The 25281-nt window shown below is 35.1% G+C and carries 25 protein-coding genes and 1 tRNA gene; 11 read left to right on the forward strand and 15 right to left on the reverse strand.

Annotated features, from left to right (window positions below):
* Positions 1–15: 15 nt before the first annotated feature.
* From EDF66_RS17245 to EDF66_RS17295, 11 genes are all read right to left on the reverse strand, one after another.
* Positions 16–1704, reverse strand: a complete 1689-nt coding sequence (locus EDF66_RS17245; protein ID WP_132771916.1) for a GMC oxidoreductase — start codon at positions 1702–1704, stop codon at positions 16–18.
* A gap of 37 nt (positions 1705–1741) precedes the next feature.
* A complete protein-coding gene (locus EDF66_RS17250) occupies positions 1742–2992 on the reverse strand; it encodes a nucleoside permease (RefSeq protein WP_132771917.1) in 1251 nt (416 codons plus the stop codon).
* A 92-nt stretch (positions 2993–3084) separates the two neighbouring features.
* Positions 3085–4005: a hydroxypyruvate isomerase family protein gene (locus EDF66_RS17255; RefSeq protein ID WP_132771918.1), complete on the reverse strand. Its 921-nt coding sequence runs from the start codon at positions 4003–4005 to the stop codon at positions 3085–3087.
* 8 nt (positions 4006–4013) lie between these two features.
* Positions 4014–5060 (reverse strand): FAD:protein FMN transferase, encoded by a 1047-nt coding sequence (locus EDF66_RS17260; protein ID WP_132771919.1) that lies wholly within the window; start codon positions 5058–5060, stop codon positions 4014–4016.
* A 15-nt stretch (positions 5061–5075) separates the two neighbouring features.
* Positions 5076–6389 carry a Gfo/Idh/MocA family protein gene (locus EDF66_RS17265; protein ID WP_132771920.1) on the reverse strand — a complete coding sequence of 438 codons (1314 nt, stop codon included), beginning with the start codon at positions 6387–6389 and terminating at the stop codon, positions 5076–5078.
* Positions 6390–6411: 22 nt separating this feature from the next.
* Positions 6412–7374: a formylglycine-generating enzyme family protein gene (locus EDF66_RS17270; RefSeq protein ID WP_132843960.1), complete on the reverse strand. Its 963-nt coding sequence runs from the start codon at positions 7372–7374 to the stop codon at positions 6412–6414.
* A 205-nt stretch (positions 7375–7579) separates the two neighbouring features.
* Positions 7580–8176, reverse strand: a complete 597-nt coding sequence (locus EDF66_RS17275) for a hypothetical protein (protein WP_243656074.1) — start codon at positions 8174–8176, stop codon at positions 7580–7582.
* Positions 8177–8179: 3 nt separating this feature from the next.
* Complete coding sequence (locus EDF66_RS17280; protein WP_132771921.1) at positions 8180–8923, reverse strand: hypothetical protein; 744 nt, start codon at positions 8921–8923, stop codon at positions 8180–8182.
* Between the two features lie 175 nt (positions 8924–9098).
* Positions 9099–9383, reverse strand: a complete 285-nt coding sequence (gene rpmA / locus EDF66_RS17285; RefSeq protein ID WP_021189836.1) for a 50S ribosomal protein L27 — start codon at positions 9381–9383, stop codon at positions 9099–9101.
* 43 nt (positions 9384–9426) lie between these two features.
* Complete coding sequence (gene rplU, locus EDF66_RS17290; protein WP_021189835.1) at positions 9427–9738, reverse strand: 50S ribosomal protein L21; 312 nt, start codon at positions 9736–9738, stop codon at positions 9427–9429.
* Positions 9739–9834: 96 nt separating this feature from the next.
* On the reverse strand, positions 9835–11877 hold the full coding sequence (locus EDF66_RS17295) for a M13 family metallopeptidase (RefSeq protein ID WP_243656075.1): 2043 nt from the start codon (positions 11875–11877) through the stop codon (positions 9835–9837).
* Between the two features lie 121 nt (positions 11878–11998).
* On the opposite strand from EDF66_RS17295, the gene EDF66_RS17300 reads away from it, so the two are divergent.
* From EDF66_RS17300 to EDF66_RS17345, 11 genes are all read left to right on the forward strand, one after another.
* Positions 11999–12086 (forward strand) — tRNA-Ser (locus EDF66_RS17300).
* 218 nt (positions 12087–12304) lie between these two features.
* Positions 12305–12598 (forward strand): barstar family protein, encoded by a 294-nt coding sequence (locus EDF66_RS17305; protein ID WP_132843963.1) that lies wholly within the window; start codon positions 12305–12307, stop codon positions 12596–12598.
* Positions 12599–12935: 337 nt separating this feature from the next.
* The gene (locus tag EDF66_RS17310) at positions 12936–13160 is read left to right on the forward strand and encodes a TIGR04139 family peptide modification target (protein WP_132843965.1); all 225 of its coding nucleotides are present in this window, start codon (positions 12936–12938) and stop codon (positions 13158–13160) included.
* Between the two features lie 162 nt (positions 13161–13322).
* The gene (locus EDF66_RS17315) at positions 13323–13529 is read left to right on the forward strand and encodes a TIGR04139 family peptide modification target (protein WP_132771936.1); all 207 of its coding nucleotides are present in this window, start codon (positions 13323–13325) and stop codon (positions 13527–13529) included.
* A gap of 18 nt (positions 13530–13547) precedes the next feature.
* A complete protein-coding gene (locus EDF66_RS17320) occupies positions 13548–13769 on the forward strand; it encodes a TIGR04139 family peptide modification target (protein ID WP_132771937.1) in 222 nt (73 codons plus the stop codon).
* A 118-nt stretch (positions 13770–13887) separates the two neighbouring features.
* Positions 13888–14790 (forward strand): grasp-with-spasm system ATP-grasp peptide maturase, encoded by a 903-nt coding sequence (gene gwsG / locus EDF66_RS17325; protein ID WP_132843967.1) that lies wholly within the window; start codon positions 13888–13890, stop codon positions 14788–14790.
* Position 14791: 1 nt separating this feature from the next.
* Positions 14792–14995: a hypothetical protein gene (locus EDF66_RS26110; protein ID WP_165902457.1), complete on the forward strand. Its 204-nt coding sequence runs from the start codon at positions 14792–14794 to the stop codon at positions 14993–14995.
* Entirely contained in the window at positions 14992–16080 is a 1089-nt protein-coding gene (gene gwsS / locus EDF66_RS17330) for a grasp-with-spasm system SPASM domain peptide maturase (protein ID WP_243656076.1), read from the forward strand. Before EDF66_RS26110 ends, gwsS begins: the two co-directional genes overlap by 4 nt.
* A gap of 2 nt (positions 16081–16082) precedes the next feature.
* Positions 16083–18284 (forward strand): peptidase domain-containing ABC transporter, encoded by a 2202-nt coding sequence (locus EDF66_RS17335; protein ID WP_132843968.1) that lies wholly within the window; start codon positions 16083–16085, stop codon positions 18282–18284.
* Entirely contained in the window at positions 18274–19581 is a 1308-nt protein-coding gene (locus EDF66_RS17340; RefSeq protein WP_132771940.1) for an HlyD family efflux transporter periplasmic adaptor subunit, read from the forward strand. Before EDF66_RS17335 ends, EDF66_RS17340 begins: the two co-directional genes overlap by 11 nt.
* Positions 19581–20921 (forward strand): TolC family protein, encoded by a 1341-nt coding sequence (locus EDF66_RS17345; protein ID WP_132843970.1) that lies wholly within the window; start codon positions 19581–19583, stop codon positions 20919–20921. The genes EDF66_RS17340 and EDF66_RS17345 overlap by 1 nt, the downstream gene beginning before the upstream one ends.
* Positions 20922–20940: 19 nt before the next feature.
* On the opposite strand, the gene EDF66_RS17350 is transcribed toward EDF66_RS17345, so the two are convergent.
* The 4 genes from EDF66_RS17350 to EDF66_RS17365 form a co-directional block, all read right to left on the reverse strand.
* Entirely contained in the window at positions 20941–21681 is a 741-nt protein-coding gene (locus EDF66_RS17350; protein WP_132771942.1) for a LytR/AlgR family response regulator transcription factor, read from the reverse strand.
* Positions 21682–21684: 3 nt separating this feature from the next.
* The gene (locus EDF66_RS17355) at positions 21685–23652 is read right to left on the reverse strand and encodes a sensor histidine kinase (protein WP_132843971.1); all 1968 of its coding nucleotides are present in this window, start codon (positions 23650–23652) and stop codon (positions 21685–21687) included.
* Positions 23653–24003: 351 nt separating this feature from the next.
* On the reverse strand, positions 24004–24510 hold the full coding sequence (locus EDF66_RS17360) for a YybH family protein (protein ID WP_132843973.1): 507 nt from the start codon (positions 24508–24510) through the stop codon (positions 24004–24006).
* A gap of 6 nt (positions 24511–24516) precedes the next feature.
* The gene (locus tag EDF66_RS17365) at positions 24517–25191 is read right to left on the reverse strand and encodes an NADPH-dependent F420 reductase (RefSeq protein ID WP_132843975.1); all 675 of its coding nucleotides are present in this window, start codon (positions 25189–25191) and stop codon (positions 24517–24519) included.
* Positions 25192–25281: the final 90 nt, after the last annotated feature.

Genomic DNA, 25281 nt, shown 5'->3' on the forward strand with positions numbered 1-25281 from the left:
TAGATTTATAACTGATTAAAGATTACCTTTTTTCAACTCACTTACAGCAAAATCAACCGCTCTTGCTGTTAATGCCATATACGTTAATGAAGGATTGACACAGCCTGCAGATGTCATCGCTGCACCATCAGTTACAAAAACGTTAAGTGCATCCCAAACCTGGTTGTTACCATTTAAAACAGATGTTTTAGGATCTCTACCCATACGAGCAGTTCCCATTTCATGGATACCTTGACCAAAACCATACACGTTATCATAAGTATATGTGTCCTTAACACCAATTTTCTCCAACATCTCTTTCATCTCGTTTTGCATATCACCACGCATCTTCAACTCATTATCCTTGATTTCAACGTCCATTGATAATACAGGAAGACCCCATTTATCTTTTTTAGTTTTGTCTAAGCTAATTTTGTTTTCATGGTATGGCAAAATCTCACCGAAAGCAGTAAAACCTACGTTCCAATCACCAGCTTCGGTAAGAGCATCTTTCCATGCTCCACCTACACTCATTTCTGCGACCTCTCCAGACCAGCGACCACGGCCTGCAGCTCCTTGATAACCAAAACCACGGACATAATCACGTTTCTTGTCATCTCCAGCAACGTTAACAAAACGTGGCACATATAATCCTGTTGGTCTACGACCAAATACATAGCTATCTAAATATCCTTCTACATTACCTCCTGCTCCACAACGGAAATGGTGATCCATTACGTTATGTCCCAATTCTCCACTGCTACTTCCAAGTCCACCTTCCCAAACATCTGTAGCTGAGTTCATCAGTACCCAAGTTGAGTTAAATGCAGATGCATTAACGAAGATCACTTTAGCGAAAAACTCATACGTTTGATTTGTTTCCGCATCTACAATTTCAACACCTTTTGCTTTCTTGGTATTTTTATCGTAAATGATTTTCGTAACAATTGAGAATGGACGTAATGTCAAATTGCCAGTTGCTACTGCTGCTGGTAATGTTGCCGATTGCGTACTAAAATAAGCACCAAAATTACAACCTAACCAACATTGGTTTTGATATTGACAGTTGATACGGTTATGATGAGGAACAGTAATGTTTGCTGTTCTTCCCATAATAAAATGGCGGTTACCACCGTATTCTTTTTTCAAACGTGCTGCAAGATCCTTTTCCACGATATTCATCGCCATAGCAGGCATAAAATCACCATCAGGCAATACATCCAAACCATCACGGTTACCGCTGATACCAGCAAATTTCTCTGCATAGCTGTACCAAGGAGCAATATCTTTATAACGGATCGGCCAATCTACACCGTGTCCATCTTTTAAATTTGCTTCAAAATCTAAATCGCCAAGTCGGTAAGATTGTCTTCCCCACATCAATGAACGACCACCTACGTGATAACCTCTATACCAGTCAAAACGTTTAGTTTCGGTATAGGGACTTTCTTGTTCATTTACCCAATAATCTAAGTTTTTTTCATTTAACGGATAATCCCTGCTCAAAACTGGACGTTCTTTGATCATCTCTTGCGTACGTCCTCCGGCATGTGGGAAATCCCAAGGATTCTTATTCGGCGACGGATAATCTTTTACGTGCTCGATATTACGACCACGTTCTAACATAAGGGTTTTTAAACCCTTTTCTGTTAATTCTTTTGCTGCCCATCCACCACTGATTCCTGAACCAATGACAATAGCATCATAAGTGTTATTTTCAGCCATTTTATTTTATTGTTTAGTTTTAGTTCTTTTATTAATTTTACTCAGCAACCGCTTTATTCTCAACCTTCTCATCTTTAAAAGCAACTAAAAAGATAACAAAGACTACGAATGCTATTCCTGCTGGAATAATCCATGTTTGTTTCCAAAAATCAGCAACATTAGCTTGTTGCAAGTATGCATATTTCTCACCGATAAAACCCGCAACCCAGAATCCAATAAGCTGACCTACCCCATAAGTCGCTAATGTAATCAAACCCTGTGCAGCACTTTTATATTTGATTCCAGCTTTACTATCGGTATAAATTTGTCCAGAAACGAAGAAGAAATCGTAACAGATACCGTGTAAAGCAATACCTAATATCAACATGAAAGAAAGATCGCCCGCATTACCATATGCAAATAAGATATATCTTAATGCCCAAGCAAGCATACCAACCAAAATCGTTTTCTTGAAGCCGAATTTAGAAAAGAAAACAGGTAATGCCAATAAGAATAATACTTCTGAAATCTGACCAATTGTCATTTTTCCAGTAGGATTTTCCATTCCTATTTGATCTAAAAATGGATTGGCATTTTGATAGTAAAATGCTAAAGGAATACAGATTAAAATCGATGAAACGAAGAAAATCAAGAAATTACGGTCTTTCAATAATTTGATTGCATCCAATCCGATGATCGATGAGAATGATGGTTTCTGATCTGACTCAATTTTAACAGGTGGCGTTTTAGGCAATGTAAATGAGAATAAACCTAACACCAAAGAAGCAATAGCCCCCATTAAAAAAGTATTTTTCAAAGCTCCAGCAGATGAAGCTTCTGCAGCATCCCATTTAAACAAATAACTGATTGAAAGACCAGCAATGATCCAACCGATAGTTCCCCAAATACGGATATTAGAGAACTGTTTCTCAGGATTGGTCAACTGTCTGAATGATACCGAATTTACCAATGATAGTGTCGGCATATATAAAACCATATAAGCCAATACATAAGGGTAAAAAGAAGAAATTTCAGTTGCATTATACATTTGATACATCAATACCGCACCGATGATATGCAATACGCCTAATATACGTTCCGCGTTAAAGTAACGATCGGCAATCATACCGATAATAAAAGGAGCAATAATAGCACCTAATGATTGGGTTGAAAAAACATTCGCAATTTCAAGCGGCTGTGCTTGTAAATTTTTACTCAGGTATGTACCCAATGTAACGAACCATGCGCCCCAGATAAAGAATTCCAGGAACATCATGAAGGATAATTTAAATCTAATAGATGTGGACATTATATGTTTTAGTTTATTTTAAAATAAGAGATTTCTATCAAGAATTTGGTTTTTAAAATGACAATCTAGCATAAAAAAAACAATTGTACAAGTTACACTAAGAAATTATCTACTTCTCTGTAAGCGTTGACCAAAGTTTCTTCGCCGATCTTGCCACTTTTGGACATACCATGCTCCATACCGACCACGCCTTTAAATCCCTTCTCGTGAAGCCATTTAAACACATTTTTGTAGTTAACTTCACCTGTAGTAGGTTCCCTTCTTCCTGGATTATCTCCTACTTGAATATAAGCGATCTCATTCCAGCACTCATTCATTTTATGAATGAGATTACCTTCATTTTTTTGCATATGATACGCATCATATAATAATTTACATGAAGGACTTCCCACACCTTTGCATATTTCATAGGTCTGATCTGAATATCTAAGAAATAAATCAGGACTGTCACTTAAAGGCTCCAGTACCATCGTTATGCCATGTGGTTCAAAAATTTCTGCCCCTCTCTTCAATGCCTCAATCACATTACCAGTTTGTACCCCGATAGATAGATTACGTTCGTAATCGCCAGGAACAACCGTTACCCATTTTGCATTGACACGTTTTGCTACTTCCACAGACTCTTTACAGCCTTTTAGAAAGATATCAATGTATTCTTGTTTACCTGCCGCTAAAGTATTGGCACCGTTCCCGCCCTTTGGAACAACAAAAACGCCCATACGCATCCCAAGAGATGCCAACGTTTCACCTATTTTCTTTTGTTCATCGATACTGCGTCCTGTCATACCGTTATCTTCGATACTTCTGAATCCCAGTTCATGCATATATTTTATTTCATCAACAAAATTTTTACCAGCAGTTGCACTGAACATGCCCTGATGCGGTGCATAATCTAAGTTAAATACTGCTCCTGCCTTATTTTTTTTCTGTTGTTGTTCACCCGCTAAAGTATTCAAGCTCACAGCGGAACCTGCAACCAATAAGGTGTTTTTTAAAAATTCAGATCTTTTCATAATTTCATTTATATTGTTTTTTTTAGAAAAAAGTTGGAAAACCCTTTCGAGTACTTTTCTTCTATTTCTCCCTTTTCATTGTTAAATATAATATAAACTTCTAAATTCTTTCTCTTCTTCACAAAATCAAGTATCTCATCTGGTGTAAGGGCCATAAAATAATTGTCCAAGGCATCTGCTTCCATTGCAGTTTTTGCATATACCGTAACACTGACTACTGGACTAGAAAACATATATCCCGTCAAAGGATTGACATGATGACTAATCTTCTGTTTTCCATTCATCATGTACTTTTCAAAATTTCCAGCAGTCGTCAATGCTCCAGATTTGATATGCACAACTTCGGTTTTCAGTAATTGATTGTGGCTGGAGGCTGGTCTTTCAACACCAATTTTAAAAAATTCACCTGCCTGATTTCTTCCCTTAACACGCATTTCCCCACCTAACTCCACAATATAATTTTTGATATGCTTACTTTCAAGAAATTTAGCCAAGACATCTACTGAATACCCCTGTGCAATACCATTGACATCAATACTGACGTTAGGTTTGCTTTTTTTAAGATAAGGAGCTTTCCAAATTAACTTATCCATTCCCACAGACGCTAGGGTTGCATTGATTTCATTTGAGTCTGGAAAATGTTTAATCTGTTTAGGTCCAAACCCCCACAATTGGACAAGTGGTGCTACCGTAATATCAAAAATACCTTTCGTGATGCGATTATAGCGGAATGATGCATCAACAACCTTTTGAAAATGACGATCTAACTTGACAGCACTTCTCTCCTCTTTATTAAATAGACTTATTGTAGAGGATGGGTTATAAATCGACATTGACAAATCAATGACTTTCAAAACACTATCGATATCATTTTTTGAAACCAACTCCTGTGTATCAAAATACGTAATATGATAAGAAGTACCCTGCGCAGGGCCAGATAAAACAGTTTTTCGGAGAGATTTTAAAGAATAAGAAGCTTGTTCAGCTCGTGCAGCTGTTATGCTGCACAAGCCAAAAAAACTAATTGAGAGCAGTATCCATGATTTAAAATACATGAATGCATCCTCTTATTAAATGTATAAATTTGTATTCTGACCTGGTATAGCTACCGGGTACGAACCATCTTCTTTTGGTAATATCTTAGGTAAAGCATCCCATGCATAATTTGTAGGCATAATATCGATTTCCGACTTTAATGCAGCATCCCATTTAATTACTTTTCCTGTATAACATGCGATACGACCAATAATACCTGTTAAAGTACTATATGCACCATATTCTGCATTATCAAATTTATATTCACCTTTTGAAATTGCTTCAAACAATTCTTTATGCTCTTGTTGATAAGGATTTGGATTTCCTTTTGGTTCATGACGATAGATTTCATTTCCTTTAGCATCCCAAAGTACTGCTTGTCCATTTGCTGACAGATAGGCTCTACCTTTGGTTGCTTGAAACTGTTCGTCGACACGGTTTGTAACCCCTTCGAAGTGCGCACACTGACTGTATACAACTGAATTATCAGGATAAGTTAACTCTAATGCAAAGTTGTCATAGATCTCACCATATTCTTTACCTGTTCTATGCGCGCGGCTACCAGTACCTTGAATACGTACCGGGTATGCACCTTTGACCCAATTGGCAATATCAATATTGTGAACGTGCTGCTCTACGATATGATCACCACATAACCAGTTAAAATAATACCAGTTGCGCATCTGATAATCCATTTCTGTCTGTCCCGGCTTACGTGGTCTTACCCAAACACCACCACTATTCCAGTATACCTGTCCAGAAACAACATCACCGATTGCACCCTCGTGAATTCTTTTAATGGCTTCTCTGTAGTTTGTTTGATACCTACGTTGAAGACCCACCACTACATTCAGTTTTTTCTTCTTAGCAATTTCAGCAGCTGCCAAAACTTTACGGATTCCTGGGATATCTGTGGCAACAGGTTTTTCCATAAATACATGTTTACCTTGGCGCACAGCTTCTTCAAAATGAATTGGACGAAATCCAGGAGGAGTTGTTAAGATCACCACATCGGCTAATTTAATAGCTTCTTTATAGGCATCAAATCCAACGAATTTATTTTTTTCAGGAACATCAATTTTATCCTGCCATTTATCTTTTAATGTTTTATATGTGCTGTCCAAATTATCTTTGAAAGCATCAGCTAATGCAACTACTTTAATATTAAATCCTGAGCTTAGGGCGTCAAAAGTTGCACCTGTACCGCGTCCACCACAACCGATCAATGCAACTTTAATTACATCGCTTCCCGCGGCAAATGCTCCTACCAATGGCACTGAACTTAAAACTGTCCCGCCTGCGATAGCTGCTGTCGTTTTTAAAAAATCACGACGTTCAAAATTTTCCATATTTTAGGTTTTTTGGTTATAATTAATAATCTTTAATTGGAGCCTTATCATAATAGGCCATTATTTCTTCATGCGAAGGAGGTGTCACAGGTCTTACTAAGCGCATTCCTACAAATGGAGCTTCAGGGAACCACCAGTTACTTTTAGGAATTTGTGGATCTAGTTGTTTCCAGAATGGATCTGAAGCTACCCGAGATGCACTTCTTAAATCTACAGCTTCACTATCAAAGGCACCGCCTCTTACACTATTGGGATATAATTTAGTAGGTATTGCAACGGGGTTATCAGCTACTTTACCGTCAAACTGCTGGTAATAATCTTCGATATATTGATCAAAAGTCCATTCTGAAACATTTCCATGCATATCAAATAAACCCCAAGCATTTGGCTTCTTAGTTCCAACAAGATGTGTTGAACCGTCACTATTGCCTTTATGCCAAGCATATTGATCCAATAAAGCGGTATCATCTCCAAAACTATATGCTTTATCACTTCCGGCGCGACAAGCATACTCCCATTCCGCTTCTGTTGGCAATCTATAAAAAACTCCTGTACGTACGTACAGCCACTTGCAGAACTGAATTGCATTATAATGGGTCATGGCCAAAGCTGGGTGACCTTCTTTACCCATACCAAAGGTCATATCTAAATATGGTTTTGTAGGACGTGTTACTGCATCCACTTCGGGAGTGATCTTGCCATCTATACTTTGAGTCAACTCATAATCTTTATACAAGAAAGGTTCAAACAAGTTCCAGGTTACCTCGTATTTCCCTATCCAGAAGGGAGCTATTTTTACCTCATGAATAGGCTTTTCATCTGCTTTAACATTCCCACCTTGTTTATATACGCCAGCTGGAATCGCAACCATGTCAAACTTCAATTTTGTCCCTTTTATTTCTTGTACATAGCTTTCCACCTTTTGCTGTGCAAACAACGAGCTGGACATTCCTGACAAGATAAGAGCAAGTAAACTTTTACGCATTTCTATTTTTTTCTATAAATAATTGGTCATCACCCACCACTAATCCAGATATATTATTTGTCTAAGATATTAATTTCATTGTGTAATTTAAACAATAAGTATCATAACTTTTTTATTACACAGATAAAAAATGACAATTGAATAAAAAAAATAGGGTCTGTAAAACAATGTTTTACAGACCCTATTTAAAAATTACAAGTATCCTTTATAATAAAATATTACGGCTAACTTCACGATCAATCGTTATATATCCGGGATAAAAAATTGATTTACCGGCGACATTTATCGAAGGTTTAATCTTTATTGTAAACAAACCTTTTTTAGTGTTTGAATTAGATCCTATAAATCCTGCTAAATCACCATTATTGATCAATTCATAAATATTAGTATTTAATCTTACCGAGGCTACCGTAGATTGTCCAGGGTCTAAAGAAATCGACTGATTAACAATACCCTCTGCTAATTGCTTTTTTTCAAACAGAATAATATATTGAAACTGATTAATTGCAGCTTTCTTTAAAGTCGGATTTTCAATTTTCAAGCGAATTACGGCATCCAAAGGAATATTTTTACGCAACATTCCCAAAGCTACACTCGGTAGTGCCGATAGATCAATACCATCTGCTTTCACTATTTTTTGAATGGAAGTTCCCGCTACACGAATGCTATCAACAGACTGTATATCAAACTTACACTTACCAAGATTTTCAATCTGGGCTTTTTGCCTACTGATCCCGCAGCTACTCAAAAATGTCACGCTCATTAACATCAATAGCCAGTTCTTTTTCAATACTTTTATCATAATTTAATTTTTCCCTCCAAATTTATAAAGAATTCCCAAACTATTTATCGGATGCCCTGCTTTCAAATAATCATTGCTCATCAAACCGAAATTCATGCCAGTCATATATTGTATCTGCCAGCCACGCCCTACTTCCATACGGGTATAGAATACAGGTTCTATCAAAACATTCTGTTCTTTATTTGCATTAAGCTGGTTTATTTTAAAATCTGTCATATTTACATGTGACAATCGTAAAATTGTACCATAGTTCAAGGCGCGATCTCCACCAAACAAACGAATTTTCTCACGTTTTGTGGAAGAGTAATTGACTTGGACAAATATTTTATTAAAATCCATATCTCGGCTTTCTACCACTGCCGGCCCCGCCGTTGATGTCCTTGTATCTAGTTCATTTACAACACCCATCCCATAACCGGCATATACTTCGAGAATACGATTGCGCCGTTGACCAAAAGTCGTAAAATAGCCAATACCCAGCTCACCCATTTTTTGAGCAAAATCTGTAGGACTATCTTTTCGGTCCACATAAGAACCATTTGCAATCACTCCGATATGATCTGAAACGGCGACTCCTCCACTGGCAGAAATATTTCCCTTTAAATTAATATTTCCGGAAACATATACTTCACCAGCATCTTTAAACATTGGCGCGGCTGGCACATTGGGCATATACATCGAACTACAAGATGACAACAACAATAACACAACTGCTGGAATACTGTAAGGTAGACTTTTATAAATCATGAACGTTTAATATTATCTATAAACTGCAATTCCTGTATAAAATTGTACCAAACTTAGATTCTTGAAGAAATAAATGTATACAATTTTATTAAGAAGCTCTTACTTAAGCTTTAAAACATAAAAAAGGCGTTAAGTAAACTTAACGCCTTTTACAAATATTGTGTAGCAAAAAAACTTATGCCTTCTCTACAGGAACTACAGAAACTTCTGCAGGAATAATAGAAACATAAGATTTATTGTTAGCTTTTTTGCGGAAAAGTACTTTTCCATCAACTAAAGCAAACAATGTATGATCTTTACCAATACCAACATTTAAGTCAGGATTGTGTTTAGTACCACGTTGGCGAACGATGATGTTACCAGCGATAGCAGCTTGACCACCGAAGATTTTGATACCTAAACGTTTCGAATGTGACTCACGGCCGTTCTTAGAACTACCCGCACCTTTTTTATGTGCCATTTCTTTATCTCAATTTAAGACTAATGTCTGATTAAAAATTCAATTATAATGTAATACCAGTGATCTGGATTTTAGTGAATTGTTGACGGTGACCGTTTTTCTTTTTGTAGCCTTTACGACGTTTTTTCTTGAAAACGATAACTTTATCACCTTTTAAATGAGACAAAATTTTAGCCGAAATTTTAGCACCTGCCACGTTCGGAGTACCGATTGTGAATTTACCACCATCTTCTGCTAACAATACATTGTCAAATTCAATACTAGCGCCTTCTTCTCCTTGTAAGCGGTGCACAAAAAGAAATTGGTCTTTTGCAACCTTGAATTGCTGTCCTGCTATATTTACTATTGCGTACATTGTTAATAAATTAATTAAATGTGTTTATTGTTAATGAACGGCAAAATTAGCAATTATTATTCAATTCTAAAAATATATTACACTTTTTATTTACCACTACCAAACAGCAACACGTTTCTCTGGTGCTACATACATCTTCGCAGTTTTTGGAATCTGGAATGCTTGATAAAAAGCTTCCATATTATAGACTGGACCATTGACACGGAATTCTTCAGGGCTATGCGGATCGACTTTCAAACGCATGCTCATTCGCTCATCACTATTTTTAATACGCCAAACTTGAGCAAAACTTAAAAAGAAACGTTGGTCTGGTGTAAATCCATCTATTTTGGTTGCATCTTGTCCTTGCTTTGTTTTTTTGAAAGCATCGAATGCAATATTAAGACCTCCGATATCCGCTAAATTTTCTCCTAATGTCAATTTTCCATTCACATGTTGTTTATCCAGTAAAGTAAAACCGTCGTATAAGGAGGCTACCTGATTAGCTTTTGTCGTAAACTTAGTTGCATCTTCTGGAGTCCACCAATCTTTTAGATTTCCTTCTTTATCATATTGACGACCTTGATCATCAAAACCATGCGTCATTTCATGTCCGATTACAGCTCCTATAGCACCATAGTTGATTGCATCGTCGGCATTTGCATCAAAAAATGGAAACTGTAGTATTCCTGCAGGAAATACAATTTCATTATAAGGTGGGTTGTAGTATGCATTGACAGTAGGTGTTGTCATCAACCACTCAGTCTTGTCAACTGGTTTGCCCATTTTTTCGATCATTTCCTTATAAGCATGACGTGATGCAGCTTGTAAATTGGCATAATAAGTATCCTTATTGATTTCTACATCAGAATAATCTTTCCATTTATCTGGATATCCGATCTTTTTAGTAAAAGCTTGCAGTTTTTCGATCGCTTTTTTCTTGGTTTCAGGAGTCATCCAATCTAACTTTTCAATACGGTCACGATATGAGATTTCTAAATTATTAACTAACTCCAACATTCTTTTCTTAGCCTCAGGTTTAAAGTATTCTTCGGTAAACAATTTTCCAAGTACTTCTCCTAAGTTATCATCGACCGTACTGACCATAAGTTTCCAGCGTTCCTTTTGCTCTTTCTGCCCCTGCAAAGTTTTACCATACAGTTCAAACTGTGCATTACGGAAGTCTTTTGTCAATGCTGTTGCTGATGAATTCAACAGATCCGCCTTCAATTTTAGTTTCCATACTGGTAGCGGTTCAGATTTTAACAAATTATTTAGAGCAACATAAAACTTCGGTTGCTGTACCAATAAAGTATCTGTTTTAATTGCTAATCTGCCCAAGATATCATTCCAGTTCAGATTAGGTGTCTCCTTTTGAAAAGCTGCTACCGCAACTTTATTATAGTTTTTAATCGGATCACGTAATTCAACTGGATTAAGATGAGATTTCGCAATTGCAGTTTCAATCTTAAGGACAGATTCGGCATCCGCTTTAGCTGTAGCCTGTTGACCGGCAAGGGTAAACAGCTTACTAAGATAATTCGTATAAGCTTCACGTATTTTCTTTGCCTTTTCATCCTGATCCAAATAATAACTTGCTTCAGGAAGATTAAGTCCCCCCTGTACAAAAGTAGCGGCATTTTTATTACTCATACGTTCATCGGCAGCGATATAAAATGAGAAAAGATCTCCCTCCCCCTCTTTAAAACCGTCGGCACTATAAGCAATCAGTTCTTCGATGGATTTTAAATCATCAATTTTCTTCAGCTGAGCCTGAATAGGTGAAATTCCAAGCTTTTCTATCGTCAGGGTATCCATTCCACTGGAATAGAAATCGCCAACCTTTTGTTGATCCGTACCTTTTTTACTATTGGACTGAGCGGCCTTATCTAAAATACCATGAAGCTTTTGTAAGTTCTCATCATTCAAGGTATAAAATGATCCCCAGCCAGACTCTGATGGAGGAATAACTGTTTTCTTCAACCATTGTCCATTGGCATACATAAAGAAGTTATCTCCTGGATGAACTGTCGTATCCATACCGGATACATCTAAAAATACAGTTCGATCTGCTTGTTTCTGATCCGAACTTCTATTGGATTGGCAACCAAATGCTAGAGCAGCAATCGGTAATATTGCCCATAATTTTTTATTGACCATAATTTTCTTATTTCAAACACCTTGAGTAAAGGTAGTTTTTTTATTAATGCGGAAATAACACATTTTAATAAAATTTGTTTTGGAAAATAGAATTATACTTCTATTTTTGCCAACAGACTCCGGAGAGGTGTCAGAGTGGTCGATCGAGCACGCTTGGAAAGCGTGTGTACTTAACGGTACCGCGGGTTCGAATCCCGCCCTCTCCGCCATCAAAAAATAAAACCCAACTATTAAGTTGGGTTTTGTCGTTTACAGGATTTTGCAAACTTACTTAAAACAACACACGCTTACACGACAAGGTGAATAAGCAAAGCGAATGGTTTTATTTTTAGATAAAGTCTTCCTGTAGCATAGGTATCATTCCTACTTTTTTTGTAGATTGGTTTTGCTGAACCATTAGGAGCGAACATAATAATGTAAGATTAAAATGGACAAACTGACAATCATAATAAACGGAGGCAATTTTTCTGATTTAGAAAGTTTCTATCATGAAGTCGACCAAGTCTTGACGAAAGATCTTGATTGGCAAACGGGGCATAATCTAGACGCGTTTAATGACCTACTTTGTGGCGGTTTTGGTGTTTACGATTATGCGACATCTGTAAAAATTGTTTGGACAAAATTTTCTAAAAGCAGAAGCGAATTAGGAGAGAAATTTACAGATACTTTATGTGCGATAATCGCATACCACGATCATATTGAATTTGAGACAAAAGACTAAGAAATAATTGTAGTATAAAGAATAAATGATGGGCGTGATTATCTATCGCTTAAAGCGTCTACATAGGTGACTAATGATAACACTCCCTCCCTAAACTACTAAAAAGCCCAGCTACAAAGCTGGGCTTTCTCATTTTTTACATGTATTTTTTTTGAAATTTAATGATGTAAAACGTACAGTAGAAAATTATTAATCAACCGAATATTTACCCAAAGCATTCGAAAATACATAAATACCAACCGAATATTTATTGCCTAAAAAGACCTCTTTTAAATTGATTATTTTTAAAGAATACATACATGGTGCATGGCCTTTGTTAATTATAAAATTTAAAAAAATGAAAAAATTAAATGGAATGAAGAGTTTCTCTTCTTTAGAAAACAAAAAATTAGACTTAGAAAATGTGGAAGGTGTTACTGGAGGTCGTCTATCTCAGGAACGTTTCACCCAAGTTTCTTCTAACTTTTTAAATGCAGACGGTGCTCAAGATTATGATATGTACATCGGTAGTAGATTTGTTGGAAGAGGATGGGATATGTCAGATTGTGACGTTTCTTGGTAAGAGCTGAATCGATTCATCACATCGTGTACATCTAACATTATTCAAAGGAACATTGATTACCTGGCGAATATGTATGTTGCCCGAGTCCCATTGACTTACTGATTGATTTTAAAGAACACAAGCAATTGTACATTGAATTTGTTAATTATAAATTTTAAAAAAATGAAAAAATTAAATGGAATGAAGAGTTTCTCTTCTTTAGAAAACAAAAAACTAGACTTAGATAATTCTAAAGCTGTGTTAGGTAGTTTGGCTGGTGGGCCTCAGTATATCAGATCTAATTTCTTAGATGAAAATGGATGTCAGGATGTAGATTACTATCATGGAGGTAAATGGCGTGCTAGATTTTATGATTGTTCAGGTTGTTAATATTTCAATTTTAAGGTTATGAAGAAATTAACTGGAATGAAGGATTTTTCTGCTTTGGAAAAGAAGAAAATCGATATAAATACTGTAGGCGGATTAGCCATGTCTGGTGGTGTTTATGAAATACGTTCAAACTTCGTCGATGCACATGGTTGCTCTGATGTAGATGTTTATGATGGAAATGGCGGTACATACCTGTCAAGAGTATGGATCAAAGATGGCCGATTTCCTCACCTAGATTAAACTAAATTTCAGTTTTAATCGAAATATATTTCTAAAACATAAGCTGCTTTTGTTTGCAAAAGCAGCTTATGTTTTTAAAAAGACTGTTATACTTAAAAATAATACACTACTCAAATTTATGATTTTAATCATCTCTAAAAACAATGAAATCACGACCACAACGGTCATAAAGTGGCTTATTGCTATGAAGAAGGAATTTATCCGTATTCATGAAAACGAGGTATTTGAAATCAAAACTGCAGAAAAAAGAATTCTTTTAAAAAGCACGCGAAATCAATTTTTTCTTGATGAAATAACTGCTGTATGGTATCGACGAGGAAATATCGCATTTGATACATTAAAGTACGAGAATCAAGCTATAAATCGCTATATGTTTGAAGTGCAGCACTGGTTAACAGATTATGTAATCAAATCTTTGGAAGGAAAAAAACACATCAATAAGGAAAGTAATAGTCATGTTAACAAACTATTGGTTTTAGAAAAAGCAAAAGAAGTAGGATTGGATGTACCTCCTTATTTTTTGGCTGAAGATATGAAGGATGTTATCATCAATCAAACCATTGTGAAACCCATTTCTGGTACGCCGATAATAGATATGGTTCATGAAAATCAGAATGGCATTATGTACACATCGGTCATCGAGCAAAAGAAAGAATCCAATTTCTTTATTTCTTTTTTTCAAGATAAGATCGAAAAAGATTTCGAGATACGAAGTTTCTACTTAAATGGAAAAATTTATTCTACAGCCATTATATCACAAAATGATGAAAGAACAAAGATTGATCATAGAAGATACAACAGCAAAATTCCCAATAGAAATGTCCGGTATAACCTACCTCTGGAAGTAGAGCAAAAAATTACGGTATTGATGCAGGCATTAGATCTAAATTCAGGGTCTTTAGATTTTATTAAATCTGGCGAAAAGTTTTATTTTTTAGAAATTAATGCCATTGGTCAATTTTTAGGAATGTCCAATGCCTGCAACTATGGATTAGAAAGAGAAATAGCAACATATCTATAATATGGAAGAAAAAGTAAAAGACCTGATTATAAAAGAAGAGAATAAGCTTCCTCTGACATTTGAATACATGGAATTGTATGATGGTAAAAGTTCGAATAATTTAGATTCCAGTTCAGGTTCATCGCTTTATCTAAAATGTTCAACGTATCAAACAGATTATTTGTTACGGACAAAACCATTTAAACGATTGACAAGACTGATATGAGATTTTTTAATTTGTACACTGACATCTTTATAACAAAAGGATATAATCGTATACTAATATCCGATTTAGGGAGAAATGTTTCCAAATTATATCCGTTAGAATTGTATGAGCTTATTGAAGAATTAAAATCGAGTTCCATTGAATCGGTACTTGACAATTATGATCCAGAATCCAAAAAGATTGTCCAAGAATATCTCGATTATTTATTGGAAAAGGAATATGGTTTTATTACGGAAAACGATTGGGATAAAAATTTCCCCCCATTATCTTACGAGTACCATGACTATCAATTGGTTTCCAATTTATTCATAGAAATTGAAAAACTATCCGTACCAGAAACATTAATAAAATCAATAACCAATTTAAATATTAAACATGTGGTTGTTTTTTGCAGAAGTTCAGCATCTTCACAAGAAATCATCGATTTTGACCGTGCTTTTGAAAATACACCTTTAGAAGGTTTAGAAATATTTACAGCCTATTCTACTGCTCTTAACGAAGCTTTTCTTCAAGCTGTTCATGATCGAAGTCAGCGGATTTATCATCTTGTATTTTATCAATGTGAAAAAGTCCCTGTGCTATCGAATTCCAGTTTCAGATTTATGGTTGATTTTACTGAAGATGCACTATCTATTAATTCCTGCGGAAAAGTAAACACAGATTATTTCAATACAAATATGCCCAAAGTTCTAGAGGCTATAAATCATAATTCTTGCCTTCACAAAAAGATTGGAATCGATATAAATGGTAATATCAAGAACTGTCCAGCAATGCCACAATCTTTTGGTAACATAAAAGAGATGACTTTAGAAGAAGTATTACAGCAAAATTCGGTTCAGGAATATTGGCATCTGACAAAAGAAGAAATAATGGTTTGTAAAGATTGTGAATTTAGAAATGTATGCACCGATTGCAGGGCTTTTACAGAACGTTCCCAATACAATAAAAAAGGTTTGGATATTTCCAAACCCTTAAAATGTGGCTATGACCCCTATAGCAATGAATGGTCGGAATGGTCTATGAATCCGCTAAAACAACAAGCGATAACGTACTATGGTTTTGAACAATTGGCTCCGAAAAATTAAATATGGCAAAATTTCCATTCTATAAACAACCGGATTCCAAAGACTGTGGACCTACCTGTCTCCGCATTATCAGTAAATATTACGGAAAAATATTACCCCTCCAGATGCTCCGTGATTTGTCCGAGACAACACGCGAAGGATCAAGTCTTTTGGGATTAAGTAAAGCTGCCGAATCTATAGGATTTAAATCACTTTCTGTAAAAGTAGATTTCAAGACACTTGTTGAAGACGCACCACTTCCCTGTGTAGTGTTTTGGATGAAACAACATTACGTTGTTGTCTATAAAATTCAAAAAAAACGTCAGGGTTACCGAATCTATATTTCAGATCCAAGTTACGGCTTAATTAGCTATTCAGAAGAAGAATTTCTACAGAACTGGATAGGAAAAGGTGCTACCGATACAACAGAAGAAGGTATTGTACTCGTTCTAGAAACAACAGCACGTTTTGATCAACAAGAAGACATTTCAGACAGATCCTTTTCTATCAAAAACTATCTGAAACATTATTTTTTTAAATATAAATCCTTTATTATTCAATTGGCTTTAGGGTTGATAGGAGGAAGTTTACTGTCCTTGGTTTTTCCGTTTCTGACACAAAGTATCGTTGATATAGGGATTCAGAATCAAGATTTAAATTTTATCTATTTAGTGTTATTTGCCCAAATTATGCTTTATATTGGACAAATGGGCATAGAAGTGATCCGAGGATGGATTTTACTGCACCTATCATCACGCATCAATATATCTATTGTATCTGATTTCTTCATTAAATTGATGCGTTTGCCTATTAGCTTTTTTGATTCAAGGGTAACGGCCGATATCATGCAACGAATCGCTGATCATGGTCGAATCGAACAATTACTTACCAACAACTCTCTACAGACACTCTTTTCATTGATCAATTTTTTGGTTTTTGGTGTTGTTCTTCTATTTTACAGCTATAAGCTTTTTATTATTTATCTGGTAGGTGCTGTTCTTTATTTCTTTTGGATCGCATTTTTTTTAAAGAAGAGAAGAGAATTAGATTACAAACAGTTCTCCCAGCTAGCAGAAGAACAAGGCCAGGTCATGGAATTGATCAATGGTATGCAAGAAATCAAAATGAATAATGCCGAAACCAATAAACGTTGGCAATGGGAAGGTATTCAGATTAAAGTTTTCAGAATTAAAATTAGAGCACTTAAGCTTGAACAGATACAGACTATAGGTGGAAATATTATCAATCAACTTAAAGATGTATTCATCAGTTTTATCGCGGCAAGCCTGGTGGTAGAAGGTCAATTGACATTAGGAATGATGCTTTCTGTGCAATACATCATAGGACAGCTAAATAGTCCATTAATCCAATTTATGAACTTCATCAGACAAACGCAGGATGCTAAAATTGCACTGGAGCGATTGAATGAAATCCACGGAAAGGACGATGAGGAAAGTCTGGATAATAACTATGCGTCTGAAATTCCAGAACAAAATATTTCAGTAACGAACTTAACATTTCGCTATAAAGGATCAACTCATGCTGTATTTGAAAATTTGAATCTATTGATTCCCTATGAAAAAACGACCGCTATTGTAGGCGCCAGTGGATCTGGGAAAACGACTTTAATGAAACTATTAACAAAGTTTTACGATGCAGATGAAGGCGAAATTAAGATTGGGAAGACCGACATACGCCATATCGCCCCCAGTATGTGGCGTGCATCCTGTGGCGTTGTTATGCAGGATGGTTACATTTTCAATGAAAGTATAGCAAATAATATTGCAATGGGTAATATTAGTGTAGATAAGCAAAAATTAAAGCACGCGGTAGAAATCGCACATATAAAAGATTTTATTGAATCATTGCCAGTAAGTTACAATACAAAAATTGGCTATGAAGGATTAGGTATCAGCGGGGGGCAACGCCAACGGATGTTAATAGCGCGTGCAGTCTATAAATCTCCACAATATGTATTTTTCGACGAAGCAACTTCTGCCCTTGACGCAAATACAGAAAAAGTTATAACAGATAATTTGAATCAGTTCCTAAAAGGGCGAACGGCAGTGATTATCGCACATCGCTTATCTACTGTAAAAAATGCAAACAAAATAATCGTACTGGATAAAGGTAAAGTGGTCGAGGAAGGCACCCATGAACAGCTTGTATCCTTAAAAGGAGAATATTATCGATTAGTAAAAAATCAATTAGAACTTGGCAACTAAAGACAACATATTGGACAATATCAATCTGCGTTCAGAGCAGGTACAGGAGGTTTTAGAAACACCGCCAAATTGGCTTATCCGTTGGGGAAGCCTAGTGATGTTAGGTATAATACTTTTATTTTTTTTACTGGCATGCATTATTAAATATCCAGAATTCATTTCATCTACTATTATTATATCATCTCAAAATCCACCAGAGAAAATTGAGGTTAGGATCGATTCACGGATTGAAAAGTTGATCGCAAAAGATCAAAAAACAGTAAAAAAAGGAGACTTACTGATGGTTTTGGAGTCGTCAGCCGATGATCAAGATATATATCAATTAAAGAAGATTCTCGATTCTCTATCGACGAAACAACTTAGTAAATTTCCATTACAACTTGTTTCCAGCTTTAGATTGGGTGAAGTACAGGAAGATTACAATGCCTTTGCCAAGGCGCTGGAGGAAGAGATATTATTTACCAATCTACAGCCTTATGCTGCAGAAGAGGTAACGGCCCTTAAAGGTATTACAGATTATAAAGAACGTGTTGCAAATCTTAGGCAACAACATATATTAGAATCAAGTAAGTTACAATTGACCGAAAAAAACTACAAGCGTTCCGAATCATTACATCGTGAAGGTGTGATAGCTGCTTTAGAACTTGAAAATGAAAAAGTAAAATTATTGGAAGCGCAAAGGAATTTCAAAAATACAGAAATATCAATTGCGCAATTGGAAGAAACTATTTTAAACTTTAAAAAAATAAAATCAGGTGCAGATGTAAATATTGTTAAAGAAAAAACTTCCTATTCATCTGCTTCTATCTTATTACTTGAAAAGCTCAAAAAAGCACTACGACAATGGGAAAAAACTTATCTCGTCTATGCTTCTATAGATGGAACATTAAGTTATCTCCAATTTTTAGGAGAGAAACAATTTGTGAAAGCGGGCAGTACCCTGCTCAGTATACTGCCAAACAATAGACAGATAACAATAGGACAAATGCATATAGGAGCGCAGAATCAAGGTAAAATAAAAATAAATCAAAAGGTATTGATCAAGCTTGATAATTATAAGTACCAGGAATATGGTATAGTACAAGGGAAAATCAAATCCATTGCTTTAGTTCAAGATAAAGACAGTAAATACTATATAGAAGTAGCACTGCCCAATGGATTACAGACTTCTTATCATAAAACAATTGTATTTGACAAGGAATTGAGCGGAACGGCTGATATTGTTACAGAAGAATTAACACTTGCTGAAAGAATATTGAGTCAATTAAGGAGTTTACTTAGATATCAAGATAATTAATGATTGTGTTATTTCGATATATATTACTAACGCTTGGCATCACATGCATTACAGGCAAAGTTTTGTTCGCACAACAGACTTTTGACTTACACCAATGCATTGCCGTTGCACTTGAAAAGAATATCACTTTAGACAAAGCGAAATTAGTTCTTGAAGACAAAAATCTAGATATAAAAAATTACAAAAATGAACGTCTACCTAATCTAAATGGATTTACAAATTTATACAACAATTTTGGACAATCTCAAGATATTTTTGGTAACAATGCACGAAATGACAACTTCAACAGTACATTAGGTTTATCTTCCTCCTATTCGATCTTAAACAATGGCAAACTGAAAAATTTCATTAAGAAATCAGAGAGAGAAATGGAAGCAAGCCGACAAGACTTAGCTTTACTCAAAAGAGATATAACACTAAAAACTATCCAGGCTTACCTAAACGTATTGTTGCAAAAAGAGATCTGCAAATCAGTAGATACAGCTCTATTTTTTGCAGAGAGCCAACTTTTAAAAGTACAAAAGTCAACTGACCTCGGAGCCACTTCGCTTACTATATTATACGAAGCAAAGGCTAATTATGAACGTGAGAACGAAAAGAATAGACAGGCGCACTACACTATAGATAAAGCTATATTGGAACTTAAACAAATAATAGCTATTGAACCAGATCAAAATTTTGAAATTAATACGGAAACTAAGGCTTTTTCACCGTTACAGCAATCAAGTTCTGAATCTTCGGATTTATACAGTTCCTATTTAAAACAACACCCTGGATTAAAAAAATATGCATTGTTAAGTGAGGCACTTCAATTTGATCAAAAAGCTATAAAAGCCCAGCTTTACCCCACGATTGATGCGAGTCTGACATTGGGTAGTTTTTATTTCAACAATTTGACTACAGGTTTTGGAAGACTTCCTTTATTTCATCAGCTTCAAAATAATTTTTCTCAACAGATAGGTCTGACCATCAATGTACCAATATTCAACAAAAATACGGTTAAGACAGCTGTTCAAAAGAATAAGATTCAACAGGCTGAAAATGCAAAACAAATACAATTAGAACAGCTTACTATCAAGCAGGAGCTAACAAAACAATTACTTGATCTGGATAATTATCAAAAACAATATAAACTAGCAACTAATGTTCTGGAAGTCACTAAAAAGGCTTTTGATTTAAGTTTAAAAAGTTACGAGGCAGGTAGAATCAGTATATACGACTTAAATACATCGCGTTCGAACCTGCTCACGACAGAGAGTGAGCTGATTCAAACTAAATACAATATGCTATTTACACAAATTTTAATCCATTATCTAAGTACAGGTGACATTAAATTTTAAACCTGTTCAAAAAATAAAATTATCCCAATCCTTCGATAAACTGCATAATCATTTCTCGCTTTCGATTTGAAATAGGAATCATCCTGCCATCCTTCATTTCCAGTTGCCCGTCTTTAAAATACTTATGGATATAATGGGAATTAATAAGATAAGATTGGTGACAACGTATAAACTGTTCTTGAGGCAACATCGCTTCAAAATGCTTTATTACTTTAGAAACCATTAAATTGACCCCATCTTTTAAATGAAAAGTAGTATATCCTTTATCACTAAAACAGTATAAAATATCCTCTACATCAACAATCTGTGTAAATTCAAAGGTTCGAAGTGCTATTTTTTTTGGAGTAGCCGGATGTTTAAGATGACTTTCTGCAATCTTGAGCTGTAATTGGTTTAGCGTAAATTCTGTCGTCTTTTTATAGCATTGTTCAATCTTCTCCATGAGTAAACTTGGATCGATCGGTTTTGTCAGATAACCAATAGCGCCAAGATTAAGCGCTTCAATAGCATATTGGTTAAAAGCAGTTATAAATATAATATTAGCATCTAAATTAAGATTGGCTAATAATGCTAAGCTGAGACCATCTTTTAACTGTATATCTGATAAGATAAGGTCCGGTAATTCTCTCGGAATTTCGATCTCGGCCTTTTTGATATTAGACGAGCTTCCAACCATCCGCACATAGGGTATTTCATCCAAAATGGATTGGATATAACGAAGTATATTCGCCTCGTCTTCGAGTACATAAATCTTTAACATAATCTAATCAAAATTCAGAGTTAATGGGAAATATATTTCAACTTGATAACCTGTTCCGTCCTGTTTAAAATTCGGATGTTTCCGCATACCTGCAACATGCTTATCCTTTCCAAATAGCAGTTCAATACGCTCCTCGGTTATTACCTGAGATAAAGATTCTTTCTTTTTATTTATCTGTGAGTTTTCCGCCACTCCCACTCCATTATCAGTAATCTCAATATGTAGCGTACCTTTAGTTTGGTAAAACCTAACTTGTAGACAACCTTTATCCTCCAGGCTCATAAGACCATGTTCTATCGCATTTTCTAAAAAGGGCTGGACCAACATCGGAGGAATAAGTGTATTATCTAAGTCTAAATCGCCTGTTTCGACATGATATTCAAAAGAGTGATTAAAACGCATTTGTTGAAGATTGACGTAGTTATTAAGACTATCTATTTCTTTTTCTAACGGTATAAAATCTTTTCTATTTAACTCTAACATATCGCGGATAACTTTTGTCAGAGTAACCAAATACTTATTTGCTTCCAATTTTTTATCGGTACTGATCAAGCCCTGCAAGTTGGCAATAGAATTATATATAAAATGAGGATTTAGCTGATTTTGTCTATTTTTTTGTTCTAAGACAAGTTGTTTATGTTGTAATAACAATTTATCATGTTCAGCCTTGAAGAGTTTTTGTTTGTAGGAGCTGAAAACAAAAAAGACAATAAAAATCGTCAATATGATGAAAATTATAAAGGTCCATCGCTGTTGGGTAATAAATTTACTGTTTAAATCATTATTTTCCTGAAGAGATCGAATTGCTTCATCTTTCTTCTGAGCATCATAACGTGCAGTAATGTCAGCTATTGCTGTCTTTTGCATCACCTCAGTGGCCTGTAGATATGCTTCATATTGTTTTCTACCATACAGGTAAGCTTGTTTATAATCACCCTTTTTTTCATAAGATTTGCTTAAGATATCCAATACCGAAGTCATATCTTTGGTTTCCTTTTTGTTTTTACGAGCGATTTCCATCCCCCTCTTTACATATAGAATAGCCGAATCAGGTTGATTGTTAGCAAGGAATAGGTCGGCAAAATTATTGTACTGTTTTAACGCCGTATTCTCTTTCGTTTTGGTGAGATAGTTAAAATATATCCTATGTCGATCAACAGCTTCTTTTGTCTTCCCCTGTTTTTTCAGCCATTGTGATTCAAAGTCAATCGAACGCATTAAGGCCAATGTATCATCCAATTCTCTAGCCAATGCTTGACAGCTATCCAGATATGTCTCAGCCCCAGGAGTTCCATCAAGATCTAAGGAGATCATAAAACGAATATCATAGTACATTTGAAGGAAGCGTGCAGATGTTGCATAGGGATGATTTTGTCTGAACAATTTAATATACCGTAAAGAATTCTCGGAGTCCTGATTAGTGTAAAAAATCATGGCCAACATGTTGTCATATAAAAATAAGAATACAGACTTAGATTTCTCCACCAGACTTCTCGTATTCATAAGCTCCTTAGTCACTTCTGAGCTATTAATATCTGTATGGTCGGCTTTACTTTTTAAGAGCAAATATTTCTTTAAAGCCCACTCATCCACCTGCTTAGGTAATATATATATGTTATTCACACTATTTATCAGTGAATCATCTTTGAAACCAAAGGGTAAATTAAGTGCTTTGAGTGCCCAATAATAAATATTCTGCTTAAAATTGGGTGATTTTTCATACTCGACAAATAGACTATCTCTGATCCGATTATTATCCTGTGTTGAATTTATAATCGAACTTAACAAATGATGCTTTGCAACACTGTCCAAAGTCAAATCTGCATGTTTAGAAATTGTTGGCTTCTGACTGGAGTCACAGCTTACAAATATGGTTAAAAAATAAATGCAGAAAATTATGCTCCAAATTCTATTCAATTTCAGCAAGCGACCAATTTTTAGACAATATTCTTTCATCCCTATAAAAATCATTTTTTAAAACAACTAATATAAACCATTTTCGATATTCGCTATAGTTCAACCAATATTCGAAACGATCTTGTCGATATTTAAAGAACAAGATTGTCCGAAACTTATACTATATGTAAAAATAAATAAGGTTACAGAAGTGCCGACTTCAATTAGTTTGTTTCAAATATATTTAAAAAATGGAACTAGTCAGGGGCTCTCAATTCAATTATATAAATAGTCAAATAAAAAATGCTAAAATTATTTTAAAAAAAATCCGCCGGTTTACCATATTACATAAAATCAAAACCCTATAAATCAGAAAATTTACATGGTTTTGATTTTTATTTTAAATTACGATTTTCTATCTAGTACCTATTTTGGTTGGTTAAACATGTACCGAGCGATCTTCCATTTGTTATTTTCTTTTTTCATTAAAAAAAACTCTCGATTTAACTCGTTAGATTTTTGTCCACTAGCACGGATCAATTGACTTCCGTTTGATTGAGTTCGAACAAATACTACACTATCTTCAAGTATAACTGCTTCCTCCATTTTAAAGGATACATTAAGCAGGATTGCTTTAAAAACATTTTGATAAGCTATTGTAAGTTCATGTTTTCCTGTTGCTGTGGGCAACCCTGTTGGCATAAATATACCGTCAGCCGTATATTGACCGACGGCCTGCTCGACATTTGATTTATTCAGGGCCTCAAAATAAATAGTCAAAGCATCTTCGATTTCCGCTTTTATTGTTTGTTTATTCATTACTGTTGAGTTTTCAAGTTTAGAAATATGTGCATAATCATTCCGCTGATTTGTTTCATTTTGACAGGCTAATAACATAAAAAAAAACACTGCCGCCACCATGGCTTTTATCATACGATTTTAGATTTTATGTTGACCAATAATATCCTTTGCTTCATCAAGTACCACTGTTTTTCCCAGTGCTCCGAACTCATGCAGATCGCCAAATACTTCTATGCGAATAGATTGATTGATACCTCCAATATGAAGAGGTTCAAAACCACTGGCTTTGATTAATTCTTCAACAAATTGATTACTATTAGTATTATCCGATGCATAAAATAACACTTTATTTTGAGGGGTAACGAAAGCCTCTTCTGATAATGAATGTACACCTAGAGTTCCAAATGCTTTAACAAAACTGGTTTCTTTAGGTACCAAAGCTAATAGAGTCTGACCTGCAGAATCATGTTGATCAATAATTTTTCTAAAACCTCCATTGCCATCTGGAGCAATTGGATTTGAAACATCTACAATAATTTTTCCTTTTAGCTCCGTCGCATACTGCACCAAAAATTCTTTAATCTTATCAAAGTAAATCGCTGGAATGATTACATCAGCTTTATGAATCGCATGGGATATCTCCTCTGCTGTGGCAAGATTTCCAAATTTGTCCGCCAGATTGCTTGCCTTCTCAAATGCTCTAGAAGAAAGGATAACCGGGTGATTTCCTTTTACAAGATTAGTGGCTATGGCTTTACCAATATTACCCAAACCAATAACGGCTACTTTTACTTGTTGATTTACTGTATTCATCGTTTTATATGTTAAAAATTTGTTTGTCATTATTGACAATACAAAATTGCGATGAATAGTCAACCTACACCTATAAGCTATAATAAGAAA

It is taken from the genome of Sphingobacterium sp. JUb20, from assembly GCF_004342035.1.
GTDB classification, from domain to species: Bacteria; Bacteroidota; Bacteroidia; order Sphingobacteriales; family Sphingobacteriaceae; genus Sphingobacterium; species Sphingobacterium anhuiense.